Here is a 24,210-nt window from a genome sequence, read left to right as displayed (position 1 = left end):
CCTCTCGGCCCTCTCGGGCGGCGCAGGAAGAACATTACCTGAAGGTGACCGGCGCTCCAAAACCGGTATTGCCGCGCAGCAGGCCAGGAAGCTGGTCAAGACCGGTGATCCGGGTGAGCTCGGGACGCCCGCCGAGCCCGGTGCGGTCGAGCCAGATGCCGGCAGCCAGTCCCGCCTCCACCGCGCCGCGCGCGTCGATGTCCGGCTGATCACCGATGTACGCGACCTCCTCCGGAGGCAGTCCGAGGGCTTCGCACGCGGCATGGAAGGCCGCGGCGGCGGGCTTGGAGATCCCGAGATCGGCCGCACACAGCATCACCTCGAACCGGTCGCGCACCCCCAGCACCCGCAGCTTGCGCTCCTGGTTGAGAAGCGAGGAGTTGGACAGCACCGCGTGCCGGTACTCCCCCGCCAGCAGGTCCAGCGCGGGGACCGCGTCCGGGAAGAGGGACCAGGCGGCCTCGAAGTGGACGATGTAGCGGTCGAACCAGGCGTCGGCCTCGAGATCGCCGAGCGGGCGCCCGGTGAACGACCGTACGCGATCACGCCGCTGGCCCTGCCAGTCCGTCTCCCCGGCGGAGAAGCGGGCCCAGTGCTGCTCGGTGATCGACTGCCAACGGGCGAGGGCCTGGTCGGCGGAGTCGTATCCGTCGTCCAGGCCCTCGGCCTTGAGGTGCTCCATCATGCCGATGCGGTCGGCACCGGCGTAGTCGAAGATCGTGTCGTCGATGTCCCAGAGGACCGCGCGGATCGGCATGATCCGACGGTACCCGGCTGCCGCCCGCCGGCCGGGCGTTCCGGGGACTAAGGGCCTGTCGTCTGGGTCTTGCCGGGCTCGCGTGCCCTGGCACCGCGCCTCGCCGCGTTGTCGTCAGTCGGCATGGCTCCGCCATGCCTCCCTCCTCCGCCTTGCGATCCGTCCCCTGGGCCCTGAGGGCCCGGGGAGGCCCCATGACACCAGACCCGCTCACTGATCCGGCCTGACCCAGACGAAAGGCCCTAGGCCGCCAGCTTCTCCAGCGCCCGGTCGATGCGCGAGAGCGTCTTCTCCTTGCCCAGGATCTCCAGCGACTCGAAGAGCGGCAGGCCCACCGTGCGGCCGGTGACCGCGACGCGGACCGGTGCCTGGGCCTTGCCGAGCTTGAGGCCGTGCTCCTCGCCCGCCGCCAGGACCGCCTCCTTGAGCGACTCCGGGCTGGACCAGTCCGCCGCGGACAGCTTCTCGCGGGCCGTGCGCAGCAGCGCGTCCGAGCCCTCCTTCATCGCCTTGGCCCAGGACGCCTCGTCCTGCACCGGCTCCGGAAGGAAGAGGAAGTCGACATTGGCCGTGATGTCGGAGAGCACCGTCAGCCGGGTCTGGGCGTACGGCGCGATCGCCTCCCAGGCCGCCTGGTCGAAGTCCTCGGGTGCCCAGTTGGCGTGCGGGGCCTGCAGCCAGGGGCCGCAGGCCTCGGTGAAGGCCTTCACGTCGAGGCGCCGGATGTGGTCCGCGTTGATCGCCTCGGCCTTCTTCAGGTCGAAGCGCGCCGGATTCGCGTTGACGTCCGCGACGTCGAACTTCTCGATCAGCTCGGCGATCGAGAAGACGTCCTGGTCGGCGGAGAAGGACCAGCCGAGCAGCGAGAGATAGTTGAGCAGTCCCTCGGGCAGGAAGCCGCGCTCGCGGTAGAGGTTCAGGGATGCCTGCGGGTCGCGCTTGGACAGCTTCTTGTTGCCCTCGCCCATGACGTACGGCAGATGCCCGAACTGGGGCACCGATGTCGCGACACCGAGCTCGATCAGCGCCTTGTAGAGCGCGATCTGGCGCGGGGTCGAGGACAGCAGGTCCTCGCCGCGCAGCACGTGCGTGATCTCCATCAGCGCGTCGTCGACCGGATTGACCAGGGTGTACAGCGGGGCGCCGTTGGCGCGGACGATGCCGTAGTCCGGCACGTTCTCCGGGGTGAAGGTCAGCTCGCCGCGCACCAGGTCGGTGAAGGTGATCGCCTCGTCGGGCATCCGGAAGCGGACGATCGGCTGCCGGCCCTCCGCGTCGTACACCGCCTTCTGCTCGGGTGTCACCGAGCGGCACTGGCCGTCGTAGCCGGACGGGCGGCCGGCCGAGCGCGCCGCCTCGCGGCGGGCGTCCAGCTCCTCCGTCGTGCAGTAGCAGTGGTACGCATGGCCACTGTCGAGGAGCTTCTTGGCGACATCTGCGTAGATGTCCATCCGCTGCGACTGGCGGTACGGCGCGTGCGGGCCGCCGATCTCTGGGCCTTCGTCCCAGTCCAGGCCCAGCCAGCGCATCGAGTCGAGCAGCTGGTTGTACGACTCCTCGGAGTCGCGGGCCGCGTCGGTGTCCTCGATGCGGAAGACCATGGTGCCGCCCTTGTGCCGGGCGAAGGCCCAGTTGAACAGGGCGGTGCGGACCAGACCCACGTGCGGGTTGCCGGTCGGGGAGGGACAGAAACGTACGCGGACGGGTCCGTTAGCCACGCTTGATCACCTTGTTGGTGAGAGTGCCGATGCCTTGAATGGTGACGGCGACCTCGTCGCCGACATGAAGTGGGCCGACCCCGGCCGGGGTGCCCGTGAGGACGACGTCGCCGGGAAGCAGCGTCATGGCCTCGGTGATGTTGACGATCAGATCCTCGATGGAGTGGATCATCTGGCTCGTACGGCCGAGCTGGCGCTGTTCGCCGTTGACGGTGCACTGGATCGCGAGGTCACTCGGGTCGAGATCCGTCTCCACCCAGGGGCCGAGCGGGCACGACGAGTCGAAGCCCTTCGCCCTGGCCCATTGCTTCTCGCGCTTCTGCACATCGCGGGCGGTGACGTCATTGGCGCAGGTGTAGCCGAGGATGACGTCCTTGACCCGCTCGCGCGGGACCTCTCGGCACATCCGGCCGATGACCACGGCCAGTTCGGCCTCGTGGTGCAGCTCCTCGGAGAAGGAGGGGTACGCGATGTCGTCACCGGAGCCGATCACCGAGGTGGACGGCTTGAAGAAGGCGAACGGCGCGTCCGGGACCTCGTGGCCGAGCTCCGCCGCGTGCTCCGCGTAGTTGCGGCCGAAGGCCACGACCTTGTTCGGGAGCACGGGCGGCAGCAGCCGAACCTTGTTCAGCGGGACCTTGGTGCCCGAGAGCTCGAAGTCCGCAAACGGGATGCCCTTGATGATGTCGATGACGAGTTCGTCAGGCTTGTCACCCTCGACCGCGCCGAAGGCGACGTTCCCGTCGATGGAGAATCTGGCGATGCGCACGAGATGCCTGCGCCCCTCACTGAGCTGGCTGGAGTCTGACGCTCCAGGCTAACGCGGGTGCACGCCGCCGCTGCGCCTATTCCCGGGGGCCCGGTCCGGGGCTCGCTCCGGGGCTCGCTCCGGGACCTACGCCGAGGCCTGCTCGGGGACCGTCATCAGGACGGTGCGGCGGGGGTTGGCCGTCTGGGTGGGAAGATCGATCGTATGCTCCGGCTGTTCCGCCGTCTGCAACTCCTCTGCGTCGTCGAGGTGCGCGAGGGTGGTGCGGCGGGGGTTGGCTATGTTGCGGAACATCATCGTCTTCATCGGTTGTTTCAGACCCTGTCGGCGTACGGGCGCCACGCAGGCGCCGGTTGACGGATTTCCCATCCCTGTAAAGCGACAGGCTAAACATCCGCTTCCCCGGGAACGCGCACCCAAGACCGCGATCTACGTGTGAGTTTCCTCACCAGTTGACAGGCAATTCAGTCATATCGGACCCAGGGTCATGGGAGTTGAAACGGACATTGCGTAGCTGAAGCGACCATTCCGCTCCTGATCATCTCGACTGGGACACCCCCCACCCCTAAGTGAGTCGCACAGAAACGCCCGTTTTCTCCGCTAACCGTTTCTACACGTTGTGACGCAACCCTTACACCGTGTCACCCAGGTCACAGCCCGGTACGCGGCCCTTGTTGGAGATCCGGCACTGTGCTGGAATTCCACGCACCGCCGCGGATTCAGTCAGCGCGCACAGGGCGCAACGCAGCGCCGACTGGTGGCGGGAAAGGGGGAGCAGCGCCGGTCACTCACGACCAAACGAAGGGGCGCGCGCCTGCGCCCCCAAGACGCCGACACCGTCCCGCCGTGCAAGCGGAGGGACGCCTGGTCCAGAGGTTGCGACGCTAGTGCAGGGACGTTTCAAGAGGGATGGCAGCGCTGCGGCGGAACAGGAGCCGCGCGGCGGGAACGACCGCGGCTCCTCGCCCCAGCACACCCAGAACCAGGGACCGGCAGCGCCCGGCGACAGCGGCGACCGTGCCGCGCGCCCCGGTGCGGCGGCACCCTCCGGCTCCGGAGGCAGTGGGCCCAAGGCCCCGCCGAAGGCAAAAAGCCCCACCGACACAGGCTCGCGAATAGCGCTGCGGAACTGGCGCATCAGCACCCGTCTGGTCTCCCTTCTGACCCTCCCGGTCGTCGCCGCGACCACGCTGGGCGGACTCCGTATCAACGAGTCCATGGACGACATGAAGCAGCTGGATCACATGCAGCTGCTCACCAAGATGACCAAGCAGGCCACCGAGCTCGCGCAGGCGCTCCAGGCGGAGCGCGACCTCACGGCGGGCCCGCTGGCCAACAACCCCGACGCCTCGGACTTCAAGGTCACGGGTCCGCGCACGGCGACCGACCGGGCCAAGAAGGCGTTCCTCGAAGCGACTCGGGACATCCCGAACGCGGACGAGGACGAGGCCCTCGAGTCCATCCGCGCCAACGCGAACCAGATCGCCGGCCAGGTCAACAGCCTGAGCAAGATCCGCAAAGAGGCGTACCTTCCGAAGAGCCCGCACTCCCTGACGGTCGAGAGCTACAGCCGGCTGATCGAGTCGCTGCTGAGCCTCTCCGCGGACATGGCGCAGGCGACCAGCAACCCGGAGATGATCAAGCGGACGCGTGCGCTTGCGGCCTTCTCCTCCGCCAAGGAGTACGCGTCCATCCAGCGCGCGATCATCGCCGCTGCGCTGCCCGGCGGTGGCGAGGACGGTGCCGGCCCGGGCCTCGACGAGAACGACCGGCTGTACGGCAAGGCGGCCCTGGACAACGGCGAGACCCAGCTCACCGCGTTCCAGTCGGTCTATGAGTCGTCCGGCGAGAACTCCACGGAGCTGCTCGCCCCGCTGGAGAGCGGCAACCCGACGATCACCGCGGCGGAGCAGTACGCCAAGCGCGTCCTGGACAACGCCGGCAGCCTGGCCAAGCAGGACAAGCGTTCGCACCTGGACTGGACCGACGACTACTCGGTCCGCATCAACGCCATGAAGACCATCGAGGCCACCCTGCTCGGCCAGATGGAGGCCAAGGCGCGTGAGCTGCGCGAGGAGTCGCAGCGCGACGCGATCATCAACGGTGCGCTGATCCTCGTCGTCCTCGGCGTCTCGCTCGTCGGCGCCTTCGTGGTGGCCCGCTCCATGATCCGCTCGCTGCGCAGGCTGCAGGACACCGCCACCAAGGTCGCCCAGGACCGCCTGCCCGAGCTGGTCAAGCAGCTCTCCGAGGCCGACCCGCAGGATGTCGACACCTCCGTCGAGTCCGTCGGTGTGCACTCCAGGGACGAGATCGGCCAGGTGGCCGCGGCCTTCGACGACGTGCACCGCGAGGCGGTCCGGCTGGCCGCCGAGCAGGCGCTGCTGCGAGGCAACGTCAACGCGATGTTCACCAACCTCTCGCGCCGCAGCCAGGGTCTTATCCAGCGCCAGCTCTCGCTCATCTCCGAACTGGAGTCCCGCGAGGCCGACCCGGACCAGCTGTCCTCCCTCTTCAAGCTGGACCACCTCGCGACCCGTATGCGCCGGAACGGCGAAAACCTCCTCGTCCTCGCGGGCGAGGAGCCGGGCCGCCGGTGGACCCGGCCGGTCCCGCTGGTCGACGTGCTCCGTGCCGCCGCCTCCGAGGTGGAGCAGTACGAGCGCATCGAACTGGCCGCCGTCCCCGCGACCGAGGTCGCGGGCCGCGTCGTCAACGACCTTGTCCACCTGCTCGCAGAGCTGCTGGAGAACGCGACCTCGTTCTCGTCCCCGCAGACCAAGGTCCGCGTCACCGGCCACGCGCTGCCCGACGGGCGTGTGCTGGTCGAGATCCACGACACCGGCATCGGCCTCTCCCCCGAGGACCTCGCCGCGATCAACGAGCGGCTTGCGTCGCCGCCCACCGTGGACGTCTCGGTCTCCCGCCGCATGGGTCTGTTCGTGGTCGGCCGCCTGTCCCTGCGACACGGCATCCGCATCCAGCTCCGTCCCTCCGACTCCGGTGGCACGACCGCGCTGGTCATGCTGCCCGTCGATGTCGCCCACGGCGGCAAGAAGGCTCCTGCCAAGCCCGGTGCGGGCGGCGGCCAGGGCGCGGTTCCGCCGTCGCCCGGCGGTCCCGCGGGCATCGGGGGCGGCGGCCGTCCGGCCGGCTCCCCGAGCGGCGGCTCCGGTGGCGGCAGTCGTCCGGGTGCTCCGGCCGGCGGCCCCGCGGGTGCTCCCTCCGGTGGACGGCTCGGCGCGGGTGCGCCGCGTGGCCAGGTCGGTGCGGGCTCGGCTCCGCGTGCGGCGCTTCCCGGCCGTGACGGCGGTCCCCGCCAGGACCAGGGCCAGCAGGGCGGCGGTCTCGCCGGGGCCTTCGGCTCGGGCTCCGGCCGTGGCGCGCAGAACGCTCCGGCCCGCAACGAGTCACGCCAGAACGGCTCCCCGCAGGGTGCTGCGGGCGACCGCGGCCGGCAGCTGCCCGCTTCCGGCGGTCCGCGTGCCGAGCTGCCGGGCTCGGGCCAGCAGCGTCCGCAGGCCGCCAGCTGGGGCAGCGAGCAGCCGCCCGCGCGTCAGCCGCGTCCGGCGGACTCGCCGCGCGGTCACGAGGAGACGACCCGCGGTGCGGGCTCCACGGAGGAGTTCCCGCGGCCGGACTTCAACGGGCCCCCGCCCCGCAGCGGTGCGGGCTCCACGGGCCAGTACGTACGCAATGACGTCTTCGGTCCTCCGGCCAACTCCGGCGGTTCGTCCACCGGCCAGTACGCCAGGCCGCAGAACAGCACGCAGGGCGGTTCTCAGGACCCGGCGTCCACCGGGCAGTTCGCCCGTCCGGACCTCGGCGCTCCGCAGCCGCCCTACCCGAGTCAGGCTCCTGCCCCGCGCCGCAACGACGGCCGGGACAACGCCGACTACGGTGCTCGTCGCCAGAACGCCCTGCCGCCGCAGCCGCAGCCCGAGGCGCTGCCGCCCGCGACCGGCCCCGGCGACGGCCGTACGCCGCTGTACGACACTCTGGAGACGAACTGGTTCCGCGGCCCCCACGGCGGCGGACAGGGCGGCCAGAACGCCGGACAGAACGGCGGGCAGCCGCACCAGCAGCAGCCCCAGGCGCCCCAGGCACCGGCAGTCCCGCCGAGGCCTGCGGAGCGTCCGGTTCCGCCGATGCCGCAGCGCACTCCCGCCGCGGCACCGAGCAGCAACGCCTCGTGGCGCACCTCGCCCAATGACGAGCTGGTGCGCCAGGCCGAGCGGGTCAGGAAGCCCGCGGCGGGCGGCGTCACCACCTCCGGTCTGCCCCGCCGGGTCCCGCGCGCCAATCTGGTCGCGGGCACCGCGCAGGAGCAGAACACCCAGACCGGTCCGCAGGTCTCGCGTGCACCTGATGATGTGCGCGGCCGGCTGACGAACCTCCGTCGTGGCATCCAGCAGGGCCGGGAGCAGAACACCGGCAGCTTCAACCTCGGCCCATCTCACCACCAGGAGCGCTAGTTGAGCCCGATGAGCCAGGCGGCCCAGAACCTGAACTGGTTGATCACCAATTTCGTGGACAACACCCCCGGGGTGTCGCACACGGTGGTGGTCTCCGCCGACGGTCTTCTGCTGGCGATGTCCGAAGGATTCCCGCGCGACCGCGCCGATCAGCTGGCGGCAGTCGCCTCCGGTCTGACGTCGCTGACCGCGGGAGCCTCCCGAATCTTCGAAGGCGGCCCCGTCAGCCAGACGGTCGTCGAAATGGAACGCGGTTTTCTCTTCCTGATGTCCGTCTCGGACGGCTCGTCGCTCGCCGTGCTCGCACACCCCGACTGCGACATCGGCCTCGTCGGTTACGAGATGGCTCTTCTGGTCGACCGGGCAGGCACGGTCCTCACGCCGGACCTGCGCGCGGAGCTCCAGGGAAGCCTCTTGCACTGACCTGCAATCCCCCCTCAAGTACCTGCTACCGCACCACCACCGTCAGGTCGCCAACAGGCCCCCCACCGGCCCAGTCAGACGGCACGCCGACCACTTGCTGTCCCGCCCGGAGGATTCATGACCCCGCCATCCGCCTCTCACGATCCGTACGGCGCCTCAGTCGACGCGTACGGCTTTGAGGGCGACCAGCCGCTGGTACGTCCTTACGCGATGACCGGCGGCCGGACCCGGCCGCGCTATCAGCTCGCGATAGAGGCGCTGGTCAGCACGACGGCCGATCCGGCGCTGCTCGCCGGGCTGCTCCCGGAGCACCAGCGGATCTGCCACCTGTGCCGCGAGGTCAAGTCGGTGGCAGAGGTGTCGGCACTGCTGTCGATGCCGCTCGGAGTCGCCCGTATCCTCGTCGCCGACCTGGCGGAGGCGGGGATGGTGGCGATCCACCAGCCGGGCAACGGAGAGGCCGGCGGCACGCCGGATGTGACACTGCTCGAAAGGGTGCTCAGTGGACTTCGGAAGCTCTAGCGGCGGTCAGGCCCGGGCGACCACCAGCGCGAAGATCGTGGTGGCGGGCGGATTCGGCGTGGGCAAGACCACGTTCGTCGGCGCCGTCTCGGAGATCAACCCGCTGCGTACCGAGGCCGTGATGACCAGCGCGTCCGCGGGCATCGACGATCTGACCCACACCGGGGACAAGACGACGACCACCGTCGCCATGGACTTCGGCCGTATCACCCTGGATCAGGATCTGATCCTTTATCTGTTCGGTACGCCTGGTCAGGACCGGTTCTGGTTCATGTGGGACGACCTGGTGCGCGGCGCGATCGGCGCTGTCGTACTCGTCGACACCCGCCGTCTCGCCGACTGCTTCCCGGCGGTGGACTACTTCGAGAACAGCGGTCTGCCGTTCGTGATCGCGCTGAACGGGTTCGACGGCCATCAGCCGTACAATCCGGAGGAAGTGCGGGAGGCCTTGCAGATCGGGCCCGATGCACCGATCATCACCACGGACGCCCGGCACCGCGCAGATGCCAAGAGTGCGCTGATCACGCTGGTCGAGCACGCTCTGATGGCCCGGCTCAAGTAGACACGTTCATACGGCACTTGTCGTAGTTATGCGTGGGCGGGCTGTGTCTTTTGACACGGCCCGCCTCGCTGTTCATAACGTTTCGACAGAGAATTACGGCCTTCCGGACACCTAACGCTTACGGCTGGTATCACAGTGCTCACATTGGCCTCTCCATTTGACGCATCTCGCTCTTTATGTCTGTTTTATCTGAGGCTTGCAGCACTCGGAATGGCTGATTCCAACTGTTTGGATCGGACCCACTTCGCATGCTGAAATTCGCTGAACTCCCGAGTAGTACGGCTCTGAACGAAACACGGCACAGCGTAGGTGCCGACGCCGAGAGGTTGTTGGTCGAGTGAGGCGAAGCATGACAAGCTCCGCAGAGCAGCAGGCGCGGGGCAACTTCACCCCGCCGCCGCGCACAGCGGCATCGCCTGCGCAAGAGCCAGGCCTGCAGCCACCGGCAGCAGCCGGCAGCAGCAGCCGGCTCAATCCACGCAACTGGCGAGTTCCGACCCGCCTGAACGCGATCCTCCTCATACCCGTGCTCGTCGGCCTGGTCATGGGTGGTTTCCAGGTCAAGAGCTCGATCGACACCTGGAACGAGGCCCAGGACGCCGAGAAGACGGCGCTCATCGTGCGCGCCGCCTCGGAGTACGGCCAGGCCCTGCTGAACGAGCGTGACCTCACCGCCGTTCCGCTGCTCACGGCCACCACGCCCGCGGCCCGCAAGAGCGACACCGTCATACAGGCGTACGCGGCCACCGACGACGCGAAGAAGAAGTTCGACCTGGCCGTTCAGGACATGCCCGAGAAGCAGGGCCTGGAGCGCCGGCTGACCCTGTTCCGCGCCGAGGAGCCGACGCTCGAGAAGCTCCGCCAGGCCGCGTACACCAAGCTCCTCGACCCGGTGAAGACCGAAGAGGGCTACGTCGCGGTCCAGCACTCGCTGATGGAGTTCTCCAACGAGCTCGGGCTCGGCACCGGCAACGTGACCACCTTCGGCCGCACCGTCTACGCCGTCCAGCTCGCCAAGGCCGCCGAGTCGCTCCAGCGCTCCATCGGCATCCACCTGCTGGTCCGCCCGAGCGAGGACCCCGCCACGCTCGCCAAGCAGACCGTGGCGTTCAACTCGTACAACTACCTCGAGCAGATCGCGATCGCCGAGTACGTCTCCGGCGGCACGCAGGCCGACACGGACAAGCTCAAGGCGATCATGGCCGAGAAGGCCGCCGCCGGCGAGAAGCGGCTGGCGGCCGCGAATCTCAACCCGCCGAAGGACGAGACCGACGGCTCCGTCTTCACCGGCATCGCCCGCAAGATCGGCACCGGCGCCGAGCCCTCGGAGCTCCGCAAGGAAGACATCACGCCCGAGGTCTGGATGGGCGCCGCCACCGCCAAGTTCGACGGCTACACCGAGATCGAGAACGACCTCGTCGACAAGGCGGTGACCGAGGCCGCGCGGATCGCCGACGACGCCCGGCGCGACGCCTTCGTCAGCGGTGGCATCGTCGTCATCGCCCTGCTCACCGCCTTCATCCTGGCCGGTCTCATGGCCCGCCAGATGAGCCGCTCGATGCGCCAGCTGCGCACCGCCGCCTTCGGCATCGCCGAGCAGCGCCTGCCGATGCTGGTCGACCAGCTCTCCCGTACGGAGCCGGGCCGCGTCGACACCCGGGTGCAGCCGATCCCCATCGACACCCAGGACGAGATCGGCGAGGTCGCCCGCGCCTTCGACCAGGTCCACCGCGAGGCCGTCCGGCTCGCCGCCGAGCAGGCCATGCTCCGTGGCAACGTCAACGCGATCTTCACGAACCTGTCGCGCCGCAACCAGTCGCTGATCGAGGGCCAGCTGACCCTGATCACCGACCTGGAGAACAACGAGGCCGACCCGGACCAGCTGGAGAACCTCTTCAAGCTGGACCACCTGGCGACCCGTATGCGCCGCAACGGTGAGAACCTCCTGGTCCTCGCCGGCGAGGAGCCCGGCCGCCGCTGGAACCAGCCGGTTCCGCTGGTCGACGTGCTGCGCGCCGCCTCCTCCGAGGTGGAGTCGTACGAGCGCATCGAGCTCACCGGCGTCCCGGAGACGGACATCCACGGCCAGGCCGTGACCGACCTTGTGCACCTGCTCGCGGAGCTGCTGGAGAACGCCACGACGTTCTCCTCGCCGCAGACCAAGGTGCGCGTGACCGCCACGCGTCTCCCCGACGGCCGGGTCATGATCGAGATCCACGACAAGGGCATCGGCCTGACCGCCGAGGACTTCGCCGACATCAACCACAAGCTGGCCAACCCGCCGACGGTGGACGCCGCCGTCTCGCAGCGCATGGGCCTGTTCGTGGTCGGCCGCCTCGCCGACCGGCACGGCGTCCGCGTCCAGCTGCGCCCCTCCGGCGAGCAGGCGGGCACCACCTCGCTGGTCATGCTCCCGGACGCCATCACTCACGGTGGCGGTGGCGAGCCGCTGCCCGAGGACGACTTCACGGTCTCGCAGATCATTCCGGAGCAGCACGCGTTCGAGCCCGCTCCCCTGCAGGCCCCGCCGATGCGCACCGCGGCGGAGCTCGGCTTCGACGACTCGCGGTACGAGGACGCGGACGCCCAGCTCGACCCGGTGGGCCGCTCGCTGATGCGCGAGGAGCGCCGTGCGGCGCTCGAGGCGCAGGCCCACGGCGGCGAGCGCCAGCTCTACGGCGACCAGCAGGAGTACGACCAGAACTACGCGCAGGAGCAGCAGCAGTACGCCCCTGACTACGGTCAGGACTACGCGGACCAGGGCTACGCCCAGGACCAGCAGCAGACGTACGACGGCTACGCCTCGCCCAATGGCTACCCGGAGTCCCAGGGACACTCGGAATCCGCATATGCGGAATCCACGTACCAGGACCAGCAGGCACCTCAGCAGCAGTACGACAGCTCGTACGACACCCCGTCCCACCAGGCAGAGTGGCCGGAGCAAGGTACGTACCAGGGCGCGTACGAGCCGGAGTACCGAGCCGAATCGGAATCTGCCCCCGGCGCTCCCGCGAACGCCCCCGAGCGCGTAGGCTTCGAACGTCCGGGCCCCTCTCCGAGCAGCAGCCACGAGCTGACCGACGCAGGTCTGCCGCGGCGCGGCGGCAACGCGTCGCCGCAGCCCCAGCAGCAGTCCTCGTGGCAGCCGCACGCGGAGCAGGACCGACAAGCGCCGCAGAGCAGTCAGTCCGAGGCGGCCGCCAACGGCAGCACCGGTGCCGTCGACACCTCGGACTGGCGCTCGACCAACGACGAGCGCTGGCAGCGGGCGGAGAAGCTCCGTGAGCCGAAGGCGGGCGGGGTCACCTCCTCCGGTCTTCCGAAGCGGGTGCCCAAGGCCAACCTCATCGAAGGCACCGCGGAGCAGACCCCGCAGGGCGGCCCTCAGGTTTCCCGTGCCCCGGAGGACGTGCGCGGCAGGTTGAGCAACCTGCGGCGCGGTGTCCAGCAGGGACGCAGCGCGGGATCGGACACGAACACTTCGGCCACTTACGATCGACACAGTGGCCCGGGTAATACCTACAACCAGGAGCGTTAGTTGTGAGCCCGATGAGCCAGGCGGCGCAGAATCTGAACTGGTTGATCACCAACTTCGTGGACAACACCCCCGGGGTGTCCCACACCGTGGTGGTCTCCGCCGACGGACTCCTGCTGGCGATGTCCGAAGGATTCCCCCGGGACCGAGCTGATCAACTGGCGGCAGTCGCCTCCGGTCTGACCTCGCTCACCGCGGGAGCGTCAAGGATCTTCGAAGGCGGCGCCGTCAACCAGACGGTTGTGGAGATGGAACGCGGATTCCTCTTCATCATGTCCATCTCCGACGGTTCCTCACTGGCCGTACTCGCACACCCGGATGCCGACATCGGCCTCGTGGGGTACGAGATGGCTCTTCTGGTGGACCGGGCAGGCAGTGTGCTGACCCCGGACCTTCGCGCGGAGCTTCAGGGCAGTCTTCTCAACTAACAGACAGACAGTGCGTTTCACGCCACTGCACCATAGGGTGCGGTGGCGCGGCTCCACAGGGACAGGGACCGGCTACCGGCAGTCGGAGGAGGAAACGTGGCAACACCCCCAGGCGGACGCGGTTATGACGGTGGGCACCAGACGCCGGGTGACCGCTCTCAGAACCGCTTCAACTTTCCTTCTTCGCCAAGCAGAGGTGCCCAGCCGCCGTACCAGCAGCCGCCGCAGTCGCAGTCGCCGTACGACCCGTCGTACGGCCAGGAGCCACCGCGCATCCAGCCGGTGGGACGGCGTGCGCCGGATTCCAACACGGGCTCGGGCACTGGGACGCACAACCCTCTGGTGCGCCCCTACGCGATGACCGGCGGCCGGACCCGGCCCCGTTACCAGCTCGCCATCGAGGCGCTGGTCAGTACCACGGCCGATCCCGCCAGGCTGCAAGGGCAGTTGCCCGAGCACCAGCGGATCTGCCGCCTGTGCTTCGAGATCAAGTCCGTCGCGGAGATCTCGGCACTTCTCACCATCCCCCTCGGCGTTGCCCGGATCCTCGTCGCCGACCTGGCGGAGGCCGGACTTGTCGCCATCCACCAGCCCGGCGGCGACGAGTCCGCCGGCGGCCAGCCAGACGTGACACTGCTCGAAAGGGTGCTCAGTGGACTTCGCAAGCTCTAGCGGCGGTGCAGCCCGCTCAACCACCAGCGCGAAGATCGTGGTGGCGGGCGGATTCGGCGTGGGCAAGACCACGTTCGTCGGCGCCGTCTCGGAGATCAACCCGCTGCGTACCGAGGCCGTGATGACCAGCGCGTCGGCGGGCATCGACGACCTCACGCACACCGGGGACAAGACGACGACCACCGTCGCCATGGACTTCGGCCGTATCACGCTCGACCAGGACCTGATCCTGTACCTGTTCGGTACGCCCGGACAGGACCGGTTCTGGTTCATGTGGGACGACCTGGTGCGCGGCGCGATCGGCGCGGTGGTTCTGGTGGACACGCGCCGTCTCGCCGACTGCTTCCCGGCGGTGGACTACTTCGAGAACAGCGGTCTGCCGTTCGTGATCGCGCTGAACGGGTTCGACGGCCACCAGCCGTACAACCCGGAAGAGGTGCGGGAGGCGCTGCAGATCGGCCCCGACACCCCGATCATCACCACGGACGCGCGGCACCGCGCGGACGCGAAGAGCGCGCTGATCACGCTGGTCGAGCACGCTCTGATGGCCCGCCTGCGGTAGCCGGTACCGCGGGTCGATGTCCCTTGCGAGAAGCCCTCGCGCTCCAGCGGAGCGCGAGGGCTTCTTCATGTCTCGGCGAACCCGGCGCACCGACGCGGGCAAAAGGCAGGGCCCCGGCCCGCCGGAAAAACCGGTGCGCCGGGGCCCTGTGAGGCCTCAGGAGGAGCTGCGGTCAGCCCTGCCAGCTGTGGGAGGGCTGGAAGCCGCGCTGGCGCTCCAGGCGGCGCCAGCCGGCCGTGGAGCGGCCGCGGCGGGCCGCGTCGGTGTCCGGCTGGGACGCCGCACGGGCCAGCAGCACCGCGGTGATCGCGGCGAGCTCCTCGGGGTCGGCATGCCCCTTCTCGACGCGCAGCAGGTGGGACGGATCAACAGGTGTGCTCATGTCCAAAAGCTCCAGTCTTCGCAGCGCAGGGTTACTGCGGGGGGTTGCCGTGCTTGCGGGACGGCAGGTCGGCGTGCTTGTTGCGGAGCATCGCGAGGGATGCGATCAGCACCTCTCGGGTCTCGGCGGGGTCGATGACGTCGTCGACCAGGCCGCGCTCCGCCGCGTAGTACGGGTGCATCAGCTCGGACTTGTATTCCTTGACCATGCGCGTCCGCATCGCCTCGGGGTCCTCGGCCTCTGCGATCTGCTTGCGGAAGATGACGTTGGCGGCACCTTCGGCGCCCATCACCGCGATCTCGTTGGTGGGCCAGGCGTAGGTCAGGTCGGCACCGATGGACTGGGAGTCCATGACGATGTACGCACCGCCGTACGCCTTGCGCAGGATCAGCGAGATCCTCGGCACCGTCGCGTTGCAGTACGCGTACAGCAGCTTCGCGCCGTGCCGGATGATTCCACCGTGCTCCTGATCGACGCCGGGCAGGAAGCCGGGTACGTCCAGAAGAGTGATGATCGGGATGTTGAAGGCGTCGCACATCTGCACAAAGCGGGCGGCCTTCTCGGAGGCTTCGATGTCCAGGACACCGGCCAGGGACTGCGGCTGGTTGGCGACGATGCCGACCACCTGGCCGTCGAGGCGGGCGAGCGCGCAGATGATGTTGCGGGCCCACCGCTCGTGGATCTCGAGGTAGTCGCCGTCGTCGACGAGCTCCTCGATGACCTTGTGCATGTCGTACGGGCGGTTGCCGTCCGCCGGTACGAGGTCCAAGAGTACGTCGGAGCGCCGGTCCGCCGGGTCCTCCGCGTGGACCGTCGGAGGGTTCTCACGGTTGTTGGACGGCAGCATCGCCAGCAGGTACCGGACCTCGGCGATGCAGGTCTCCTCGTCGTCGTACGCGAAGTGCGCGACGCCGGAGGTCTCGGCGTGCACGTCCGCGCCGCCGAGGCCGTTCTGGGTGATCTCCTCGCCCGTCACCGCCTTGACCACGTCCGGGCCCGTGATGAACATCTGCGAGGTCTCACGGACCATGAACACGAAGTCGGTCAGCGCCGGGGAGTACGCCGCGCCGCCCGCGCACGGGCCGAGCATCACCGAGATCTGCGGGATGACACCGGACGCGCGGGTGTTGCGCTGGAAGATGCCGCCGTAGCCGGCGAGCGCGGAGACGCCCTCCTGGATACGGGCGCCCGCGCCGTCGTTCAGCGAGACCAGGGGCGCGCCGGCCGAGATGGCCATGTCCATGATCTTGTGGATCTTGGTGGCGTGGGCCTCGCCCAGCGCGCCGCCGAAGATCCGGAAGTCGTGCGCGTAGACGAAGACCGTGCGGCCCTCGACCGTGCCCCAGCCGGTGATGACACCGTCGGTGTACGGCTTCTTGGCCTCCAGGCCGAACCCGGTCGCCCGGTGCCGGCGCAGCTGCTCGACCTCCTTGAACGATCCCTCGTCCAGCAGCAGCTCGATGCGCTCACGAGCGGTCAGCTTGCCCTTGGCGTGCTGGGCCTCGGTCGCCCGGTCGCTGGGTCCGCGCTTGGCGCGGTCGCGCAGATCGTGCAGCTCGGCCACGCGCCCACGCGCGTCACTCGGCTCGCTGGAGGTCTCGTCCACAACGGTCATGCAACGACCCTACGGATCGGAACAAGGAAACCCCGCCGTCGACTCCTCACAGTCTCCGGACGTTTCTCCTGTCGGTCTTGGACAGAACCCTTCACCGGCGCAGCCCATTCGCCAGCTCAGTGCCACTGATGTTTGTGGAAGTCCGACAAGGAGTTCAGCTGAGAGTCACTTCGCAGCGGTACGTCGCACCCGCGGTGCCCCCGGCGAGTCGCAGCCGCAGGACACGACCGGTGGCGAGCACCTCGACGCCCGGGTCCTTGGCGGTGACCCGGCGGACCGGATGGTGCCAGGTGATCTCCAGCGGTGTCCCGGTGCGCGTCGGCTCGCTGAGGCTGAGCGTGGCGGTACGGCGCTTCTTCCGTACGAGGACGCTCGCCGGCGCGGTCACGGTGAGGGGCCCCACCGTACCGGGCGCCCAGAAGTTCGCGGCGGTCAGGCCCAGTGAGCGGACGGCGACGGCCTGACGGGCGGCGGCGTTGTCGAGGATCTCCAGCCAGCCGCGGTCGTGCGCGCGGGCCGCGAGCGTCCGCCGGCCCGCGCCGGGCATCAGCAGATAGGCGTAGCGGGCATCGGCCGGATCGGTGCCGTGGTCCAGCCAGAGCGTCTGGTAGCGCCGGGTGACCCGCTCCGTGGAGCTGGTGGTGTTGATGTCGCTCCAGGCCCCGGTGCGGTCTTCGCGCAGCGTTCGCAGGGTGTCCGTGCCGTACGGGAAGACCCAGCCGCCGTGGCCTTCGAGATGGGCCCAGCCGCGGCCGGTGGTGAACGCGTTGGTCCCGTTCTCGCCGAGCATGCGGTTGTCGACGATCGTCTCGACCGGGACACCGTCGGTGCACCCGATGCCCGCGCCGAGGCAGATCACCGCGTCGGCCACGCAGAACCACGACTTACGGGCCCGCAAGGTGGAGCCGAGGCCGAGCAGATGCTGTCCGACGGCCGCGAACTCGCCGTCACTCGCACCGCCGACCCAGGTCGCCGCGGGCTTCGGCAGGCCCCATTCACCGCCCGCCTTGTCCGCAAGTCGCTTGGTCGACACGGTCGTTCCGGGCAGCCGGTAGAAGTCGACGGTCGGCCAGAACCAGTCGGTGTACTGATCGGACCGGCCGCCTTTGCCCTCGCCGGGCCACCAGTAGAGCATTCCGGCTCCGGTGTGCCAGCCGCGCGGATTCTCGCCGTTGCCGCACTCGTAGTACGAGATCCGCTCCGAGGCCATCGAGATGTTCGCGGCCCAGCCGGGCCGCCGGTGCACGGAACGGTCCATGGCGGCGAAGAGCTGGTGGCCGACGGGCTCCGGGGCGGCGGCCACCGTGGCGGCGGCCACCGCATGCAGCCTGGACAGGTCGGCGACGCCGAACTGCGCGCCGCTGAGGATCGGCGTGACGGTGTCCCGTTCGATCCAGCCCTTGATCCGCGCGTGCCACCGCTCGCGTTCCGCCGCGCTCGCGCCGTCCGCGAGCAGCGCGATCGCGGCGATCAGCGCCTGTCCGTGGAAGTGGTCGCTGCGCATGACGTGGAGGTCGTCGTTCCTGAGGTAACCGCGGCTGATGGCACGGCCGTTGACGCTGTCCATCATCAGCCCGTTGTAGATCAGCGGCGCGTACGCGTGCTCGACGCTGTCCAGGATGATCTGGCGGTTCGGATCGGTGACGGCCCAGCTGGATCCCGCGAGCAGCGCGAAGAGCCGGCCGAGGCCGTCGAGCAGGACCTGTCCGTACGTACCGGAGTAGGCGACCCAGGTGTGCTGGACGAACGAGCCGTCGGCGTAGAGGCCGTCGCCCTTGGTGACGTACGGGAAGACGGGCGAGAGCGCGTCGCGGGCCAGGGCGATCTTGGCTGGGGCACGGCCGAGGACGCCGCGCAGGGCGACCGAGCGGCACAGGTCGACGCGGTTGGCGCCGGTGGATGTGCCGCTGTAGTCGCCGAGCATCGAGTCCGGGACGAAGTGGTCGACGGCGGCGAACGCGGCCTCGCGCTGCGCGGCGGTGAGCTTGTCGTGGAGCACGGCGACGATGTCCATGAGGAGGCGGGGGCTGCCGATCTGCCACTCCCACCAGTTGCCGTAGCGGGTGGTCGAGGGGTTGTAGACCTTCGCGGCGAGATGGTCGAGGCCACGGACGATGTCGGCGAGCAGGGCGGGGTCGCCGGTGAGGCCGGTGCCGGGCTGGGCGTAGGCCTGGGTCATGCTCCACAGCCGGTTGTAGCTCTGGGTGATGCCGGCGGGCGGGTCGAAGGAGTGGCCCGGCCAGAGCGAGGTGTCGGTCGGGGCCATGGAGGCGCGGAATCCGGCGGCGAGCCGGCCGGTCGCGGCGAGGCGTGAGGCGTACGGCTCCGAGGCCGGGTCGTATCCGGTGCCGAGGCTGATCTCCTTCCAGCGCTGCCGCAGCGTCTCGTATTCGTCGGCGACTTGGCCGGCGGCCGCCGCCTGTCCTGGAGAGGCGAGCCCGAGAGTGAGAGCGCTTGCCCCCGTGGTGGCCAGAAAGGCACGGCGGGACCAGTCGTACGGCAGCGGCACGGGAGCCTCCGGGGCGGAAGGGGTACAGGCCGGTTCGCCGTTGGTCTAGCACGGTCCTGCCCGGCCTTCAATGGCCGTCGCACGTGTCGGAACAGAAAGCGCTTGCGCGCATGCGCGGCTGCGACTCCTCCGGCCCACGCGTCAACTTCGTGAAGCGGAAAAGAAGTTGAGAGCGCTCTCAGTCACAACTCTTGACGCCTGCCCCACCCGCCGCAACAGTGGAACACCCCCCACAGCAAGAGGAGTTCAGTCCGTGATATCCCGCCGAATGTTCCTGGCAGGAGCAGCCGCCACCGCGACGGCAGCCACCTACCCCGTCTGGGGAAGCGCTCTCAGCCCCAATGCCAAGGCCGCGCCCCCCACCTGCGAACTGGCCCTGGAGAACAAGTCGTTGCCCGGCACGGTCCACGCGTATGTGACCGGCCACGAGCAGGGCACCAACCGCTGGGTGCTGCTCAAGCCGGGCGGCGGCGTCTACTACCCCGAGTCGCCGTCCGCGCCGCAGACCCCGCTGCCCGTCGACTGCGCCATACCGCTCCCGGCGGCCGGCGCGGGCCCGGTCGTCCTGACACTGCCTCAGATGTTCGGCGCCCGTGTCTACTTCGTACGCGACAGCAAGCTCGACTTCTTCGTCAATCCCGGGCCCTCGCTGGTCGAGCCCGCGTTCGCGACCCCGGCCGACCCCAACTACAGCCGCGTCTGGGCGTTCGCGGAGTTCACCTTCAACCCGGTGCAGTTGTTCGCCAACATCAGCTATGTCGACCTGGTGACCGGAATCCCGATCGGCCTCACCCTGACCGGCGACGCCACGCACACGGTCGCGCCGCTGCCGGGCGGCGCGCTGGAGAAGATCGCCGACGGCCTGACCGAGCAGGCGGCCCGCGACGGCCAGCCCTGGGACAAGCTCGTCGTCCGGGGCTCGGACGGGAAGGTGCTGCGGGTGATCTCACCGCAGAACCACATGGCGCCGTTCTTCGACCGGCCGAACGAGATGCCGTTCCGCGATGCCTTCGACAGCTACATCGACCGGGTCTGGGAGAAGTACCGGTCGGAGGATCTGCGGATCGATCTCCAGGGCGGGCGCGGTGTGCGTACGGGCCGGGTCAGCGGCGACGTGCTCACCTTCACGGGCGGACACACCTTCGCGAAGCCGACCTCGAAGGACATCTTCACCTGCAACCACGGCCCGTTCGCCAACAACCCGGACGACCCGGACGACAAGAAGGGCCTGCTGGCGCGGCTCGCGGCGGCGTTCAACCGGACGACGCTGCTGACACATCCGGACCAGCCGAACGGGCCGACGGCCGGTGACTACTACAAGGACGCGGCCACGAACCACTGGTCGCGGATCGTGCACGCGAACACGCCGATCGGCTATGCGTTCCCGTACGACGACGTCCGCCCGGACGGCCAGCCGGACGTCTCGGGCGCGGCGCACGACGGCAACCCGAGGCGCTTCACGCTGACGGTGGGCTCCTGAGAGTCCGTGGCTGCGCCCCCGGACCCGGAAGCGCGGGGTCCGGGGGCGCAGTGCTGGGCGCGCGGCCCGGTCAGCAGCCGCCGCAGTTGTAGTACGTCACGTCCCAGTGGTTGCCCTCGTCGGCGTAGACGTTGCCCGACCCCGACCTCCACTGCGGAGCTCCGTCGCCGGGCCGCGCGCCGATGTAGGTGAAGGTGTTCTTGATGTAGTTCCCGACGCAGGTGTACTTGCTGTAGTCGAGCTTGTAGCCGTTCCAGTGCGAGTACGTGCCGCCGGCGTGGCCGGTCTCCGTGCCGCCGGTGATGTTGAGCGCGCAGCCGCTGGCGCTCTTCAGCGTCTGGGCTCCCTGCGCCGACGCGAGGTTGAGCTGCTCGAAGGACGTGCACGTCGGGTTGTTGCGGTCGGAGCAGCCGCCCGACGAGGACCAGGTGATCCCGGACGAGCGGAACATCGAGGTGGCCGTGGCATGGCTGATCTTGGTCGCCGCGTGCGCCTCGGTCGCGCCGCTGATGACGCCGAGCCCGGGGGCGAAGAGCGCGCCGGATACAAGGGTGAGCACAGTGAGCGTGGAGCGGAATTTCATGGCGGGGAGTTCCCTCCTGCTGATGACCGCTGAGGACCGTGCATTCCGGTGGGACGGGCGTTGCAGGTGGAGCACCGCGATGGTGCCCGAGTTCTACGCGCGTCGCCAGGGTGCCGTTACGACCCGTGGGTGAACCTCTCGCGAAGATGTTGAAATCTCAACGGAATAGGTCTACGGTCGATGTCGTTGAAGCTTGAACAACACGCCGAACACCGTCCCCGAGGAGTGCGTCATGGGTATCTTCAACCGCAAGTCCGAGACCGAGTCCACCACCGCCACCGCGGCCCCCGTCGACCCCGCGCTCGCCGCTCTGACCGGCGAATACACCATCGACCCGGCCCACAGCAGCATCGGTTTCACGGTCCGGCACGCCATGGTCACCAATGTCCGCGGCTCGTTCGGCGACTTCTCCGGCAGCCTGCAGCTGAACGGCACCGACCCGCACCACTCCACCGCCGAGATCGACGTCAAGATCGCCAGCATTGACACCGGCATCGCCGACCGCGACGCCCACCTGCGTACCGGCGACTTCTTCGAGGCCGAGCAGTTCCCGCTGATGACCTTCCGCTCGACGCACGCCGAGCAGCTGGGCGGCGACTCGTACCGCATCACCGGTGACCTGACGATCAAGGACGTCACGCGTCCGCTCGCCATCGACCTGGAGTTCAACGGCTCTGCCACCGACCCGTACGGCAACGAGCGCGTCGGCTTCGAGGGTGGCGCCGAGATCCTGCGCTCCGACTGGGGCCTGACCTGGAACGCCGCGCTGGAGACCGGCGGCGTGATGGTCAGCGACAAGGCGAAGCTGGTCTTCGACATCTCCGCGATCAAGGTCAAGGCCTGACGCAGCCTCTCGGGGGCCTGCCCCCGAGACCCCCTGAGCGCGCCCGCCACGGGGGCCGGGACTCCCGGCCCCGCCGACGGGCGTTCCCGTCACAGCTCACACCAGACGCTTGGCCCCACCAAGTTGAATGCGTCACTCGCGCGCCCCCACCCGCCTAGGCGTGCCCCCGATGCGCCCGGCACATCTCTCGCAACCAACTCCCTTGACCGACATGGGTGTTAATGTGCTAGATCCCTTGGTTGAAGGAACATACAGGGTGGAGGGTGCATGACTCTCAAAGCGGGTGTCTCCCTACTCAAAGGTCGGTACGAGCTCGCCGGGTCCGTCATTTCCACCGCGGGAGAGGGCCAGCTGTGGGCGGCCAATGACACCTCAGAGTTCGTAAAGCCGTATCTGCTCAAGGCGTGGCCCTTCTACGAGGCCAAACCGGACGACGTCCAGCGCGCGCTGTGGGACGCCGAGCTGCGAACCCTTTACCAAGTACGCAGCACACCCGGTTCCGAGGACTCCCTCCTCCAGTTACAGGACGTCGGCATCGATCACGATCACCGGTGCTTCGTGATGGTGTTCAAGACAGAGGGGCTGCACACGCTGGCCTCGCGGCTCGGCGAACGCAGCAGTCACGACTGGCTGTCCGGTCGGCCGGCCGGGCGCAGAGAGCTCTGGCAGATGCTCGGCCGCATAGCCGAGGGGCTGGCCCTGCTCCATGAGCAGCAGGTCGTTCACCGATGCGTCTCCCCCGAGTCGGTCTTCCTCGACCCCGGCGACGGCCCTGACTCCTGTCGGCTGGGCGGATTCGAATGGAGTGTCCGGCTCGGGCACCCCGCATCAGCCCCGCCTTCCCGCGTAGGCTGGGAGACGGCTCCGGAAGCACTGAGCGGCAGTACCGCATTCGGCCCAGACGCGGACTGGTTCGCCTTCGGCATGCTTGTGGCACGCTGCATGCTCGCCATCGAGCACCTGGGTGCATCCACGGACCCCATGGCACGCTACCGTCTCGTCCTCGACCATCTGGCGAAGGCCAAGCGGAAGCTGACGCCCCTCGAGCACGACTTCATCGGCCAGCTCATCTCCGATGAACCCGCCATCCGTCCCAAGCACGGCACCGAGATCTCCACCACCGTCCGGGAGATCGTGCGCGTCCTTCTCCAGTCGCAGACAGGCGGCGACACCACGGCCCGGCACATCGTGGTGATCGACCCACACAACCGCAGTCTCGTGCGCACGTGCATGGAACGTGGCCTGCGCAAGTCGATGAAACTGGGGCCGGCGGATCCCTTCAACCCGAACCGCCCCGACCACGTCAGTCAGTTACACAGCTTCCTGTACAAGGACTTCGCCGAGGGAGCAACCCTGGCGCCTGTCCCCAATCGCGACCAGTACGTTCTGTCCGGCACATCCCTACATCTGAGCATCAGCTCTGCGCGCAGTTTGGCCGGTTCCACCCCCAACTGGCAGAACGCGTTCTGCACGGGGTCGCTGGATTATTTCACCGCGGAGGCATCGCGGCAGGTGAACGTAGCAGCGGGCCGGATCGGGTTCTTCAGTACGAAGGACTACAAGGCGCAGGGCCATGTGCTGAGCTCCGCACCGAGCTGGGAGTTCCTCCTCCCGAAGATCGATCAGGCCCGGGAGCGGCGCGAGGACCAGGAGCGCTTCTCCGAGTTCGTGCGCATGACCAACCAGATCGACATGCTGATCCGTGACGCGGAGCTGTTTCGCTGCAAGGTCATCGACGTCACCGAGACCGACGGAGTTGTCTCCTCGGTCCAGGTGCTGGAGATACCCCGTGTCCATGAGCCGCTGGCCATGCTCAAAAAGGACGGCGGAATGGCGGCCTTCCTCTTCCGGGAGAAGAACAGCGGTAAGCCAGGGAGCAACCTCATCCAGTTGTGTCCGCCGGAATCGGAGAGCATCGCGCTGCGGCTGTCGGTCCCGGAGTGGGAGGTCGCCGAAGTCGACATCCCAGGGCGCACTGCGACGCTGCGTCCCAAGACGGAGATCATCGACCCTCCCGAGGTCGGTGACGTCCGGGTCCTGCGCACCAAGGGCCTGGGCGGTCAGGTTCTGCTGATCAAGCGCCGCAAGGAGGCCATCAGCAAGCTGGCCAAGCACACGTATCTCCTGGAGAGCCTGTCCGCGCCGGGGCAGGTCCTCATGGACAGTGGCCCGGTCGAGCTGCCGGTCCCCCTGTCCTCCAAGATCGTCGACTCCAGCAAGCGCAGCCAGATCCAGAAGATTCTCGGCGTCCGCCCCATCTACGCGCTGCAGGGTCCGGTCGTTATCGCCGGTTCGATTGCATCTTGAGCATGTTGTCGCTGGTCATGACGTCTATTCGATTGAAGTGACGTGGTCAGCAGGGGCCGATGACTTG

Annotated in this window: 19 protein-coding genes; 11 read left to right on the top strand and 8 right to left on the bottom strand. The window is 68.7% G+C overall.

The window, feature by feature from the left end:
• Positions 1–34: 34 nt before the first annotated feature.
• From ACH4YL_RS38745 to ACH4YL_RS38730, 4 genes are all read right to left on the bottom strand, one after another.
• Entirely contained in the window at positions 35–757 is a 723-nt protein-coding gene (locus ACH4YL_RS38745) for an HAD family hydrolase (protein ID WP_398512233.1), read from the bottom strand.
• A 242-nt stretch (positions 758–999) separates the two neighbouring features.
• A complete protein-coding gene (gltX, locus tag ACH4YL_RS38740; protein WP_398512232.1) occupies positions 1,000–2,475 on the bottom strand; it encodes a glutamate--tRNA ligase in 1,476 nt (491 codons plus the stop codon).
• Positions 2,468–3,244 (bottom strand): fumarylacetoacetate hydrolase family protein, encoded by a 777-nt coding sequence (locus ACH4YL_RS38735; RefSeq protein ID WP_398512231.1) that lies wholly within the window; start codon positions 3,242–3,244, stop codon positions 2,468–2,470. The genes gltX and ACH4YL_RS38735 overlap by 8 nt, the downstream gene beginning before the upstream one ends.
• 126 nt (positions 3,245–3,370) lie before the next feature.
• Positions 3,371–3,550 carry a hypothetical protein gene (locus ACH4YL_RS38730; RefSeq protein WP_398512230.1) on the bottom strand — a complete coding sequence of 60 codons (180 nt, stop codon included), beginning with the start codon at positions 3,548–3,550 and terminating at the stop codon, positions 3,371–3,373.
• A 581-nt stretch (positions 3,551–4,131) separates the two neighbouring features.
• On the opposite strand from ACH4YL_RS38730, the gene ACH4YL_RS38725 reads away from it, so the two are divergent.
• From ACH4YL_RS38725 to ACH4YL_RS38690, 8 genes are all read left to right on the top strand, one after another.
• Positions 4,132–7,719 (top strand): nitrate- and nitrite sensing domain-containing protein, encoded by a 3,588-nt coding sequence (locus ACH4YL_RS38725; protein ID WP_398512229.1) that lies wholly within the window; start codon positions 4,132–4,134, stop codon positions 7,717–7,719.
• Positions 7,720–7,728: 9 nt separating this feature from the next.
• Entirely contained in the window at positions 7,729–8,142 is a 414-nt protein-coding gene (locus tag ACH4YL_RS38720; RefSeq protein ID WP_398512248.1) for a roadblock/LC7 domain-containing protein, read from the top strand.
• 117 nt (positions 8,143–8,259) lie between these two features.
• Positions 8,260–8,664 carry a DUF742 domain-containing protein gene (locus ACH4YL_RS38715; RefSeq protein ID WP_398512228.1) on the top strand — a complete coding sequence of 135 codons (405 nt, stop codon included), beginning with the start codon at positions 8,260–8,262 and terminating at the stop codon, positions 8,662–8,664.
• On the top strand, positions 8,645–9,226 hold the full coding sequence (locus tag ACH4YL_RS38710; protein ID WP_398512227.1) for a GTP-binding protein: 582 nt from the start codon (positions 8,645–8,647) through the stop codon (positions 9,224–9,226). The genes ACH4YL_RS38715 and ACH4YL_RS38710 overlap by 20 nt, the downstream gene beginning before the upstream one ends.
• Before the next feature lie 337 nt (positions 9,227–9,563).
• Positions 9,564–12,764, top strand: a complete 3,201-nt coding sequence (locus ACH4YL_RS38705) for a nitrate- and nitrite sensing domain-containing protein (RefSeq protein WP_398512226.1) — start codon at positions 9,564–9,566, stop codon at positions 12,762–12,764.
• An 11-nt stretch (positions 12,765–12,775) separates the two neighbouring features.
• Positions 12,776–13,189, top strand: a complete 414-nt coding sequence (locus ACH4YL_RS38700; protein ID WP_006127847.1) for a roadblock/LC7 domain-containing protein — start codon at positions 12,776–12,778, stop codon at positions 13,187–13,189.
• 96 nt (positions 13,190–13,285) lie between these two features.
• A complete protein-coding gene (locus ACH4YL_RS38695; protein ID WP_398512225.1) occupies positions 13,286–13,861 on the top strand; it encodes a DUF742 domain-containing protein in 576 nt (191 codons plus the stop codon).
• Positions 13,842–14,423 (top strand): ATP/GTP-binding protein, encoded by a 582-nt coding sequence (locus tag ACH4YL_RS38690; protein ID WP_050791473.1) that lies wholly within the window; start codon positions 13,842–13,844, stop codon positions 14,421–14,423. The genes ACH4YL_RS38695 and ACH4YL_RS38690 overlap by 20 nt, the downstream gene beginning before the upstream one ends.
• A 172-nt stretch (positions 14,424–14,595) precedes the next feature.
• Here ACH4YL_RS38690 and ACH4YL_RS38685 read toward each other — a convergent pair whose 3' ends face one another.
• From ACH4YL_RS38685 to ACH4YL_RS38675, 3 genes are all read right to left on the bottom strand, one after another.
• Positions 14,596–14,805 (bottom strand): acyl-CoA carboxylase subunit epsilon, encoded by a 210-nt coding sequence (locus ACH4YL_RS38685; protein ID WP_398512224.1) that lies wholly within the window; start codon positions 14,803–14,805, stop codon positions 14,596–14,598.
• A 31-nt stretch (positions 14,806–14,836) separates the two neighbouring features.
• Positions 14,837–16,420 carry an acyl-CoA carboxylase subunit beta gene (locus ACH4YL_RS38680; protein WP_398512223.1) on the bottom strand — a complete coding sequence of 528 codons (1,584 nt, stop codon included), beginning with the start codon at positions 16,418–16,420 and terminating at the stop codon, positions 14,837–14,839.
• Positions 16,421–16,574: 154 nt separating this feature from the next.
• On the bottom strand, positions 16,575–18,929 hold the full coding sequence (locus ACH4YL_RS38675; RefSeq protein ID WP_398512222.1) for a polysaccharide lyase 8 family protein: 2,355 nt from the start codon (positions 18,927–18,929) through the stop codon (positions 16,575–16,577).
• 268 nt (positions 18,930–19,197) lie between these two features.
• On the opposite strand from ACH4YL_RS38675, the gene ACH4YL_RS38670 reads away from it, so the two are divergent.
• Positions 19,198–20,409, top strand: coding sequence for a glycoside hydrolase family 64 protein (locus tag ACH4YL_RS38670; RefSeq protein WP_398512247.1), 1,212 nt, complete (start codon positions 19,198–19,200; stop codon positions 20,407–20,409).
• A gap of 70 nt (positions 20,410–20,479) precedes the next feature.
• Here ACH4YL_RS38670 and ACH4YL_RS38665 read toward each other — a convergent pair whose 3' ends face one another.
• The gene (locus tag ACH4YL_RS38665; protein ID WP_398512221.1) at positions 20,480–20,992 is read right to left on the bottom strand and encodes a hypothetical protein; all 513 of its coding nucleotides are present in this window, start codon (positions 20,990–20,992) and stop codon (positions 20,480–20,482) included.
• Positions 20,993–21,224: 232 nt separating this feature from the next.
• Here ACH4YL_RS38665 and ACH4YL_RS38660 point away from each other — a divergent pair, with 232 nt between their 5' ends.
• The gene (locus ACH4YL_RS38660) at positions 21,225–21,836 is read left to right on the top strand and encodes a YceI family protein (RefSeq protein WP_398512220.1); all 612 of its coding nucleotides are present in this window, start codon (positions 21,225–21,227) and stop codon (positions 21,834–21,836) included.
• 267 nt (positions 21,837–22,103) lie between these two features.
• Positions 22,104–24,143 (top strand): protein kinase, encoded by a 2,040-nt coding sequence (locus ACH4YL_RS38655; protein WP_398512219.1) that lies wholly within the window; start codon positions 22,104–22,106, stop codon positions 24,141–24,143.
• The last annotated feature ends 67 nt before the right edge of the window (positions 24,144–24,210 follow it).

Source organism: Streptomyces sp. NPDC020681, from assembly GCF_044334895.1.
Lineage (GTDB): Bacteria > Actinomycetota > Actinomycetes > Streptomycetales > Streptomycetaceae > Streptomyces.
Note: the sequence above shows the minus strand (reverse complement) of the source record. Positions and strands in the feature narration are given on the sequence as shown.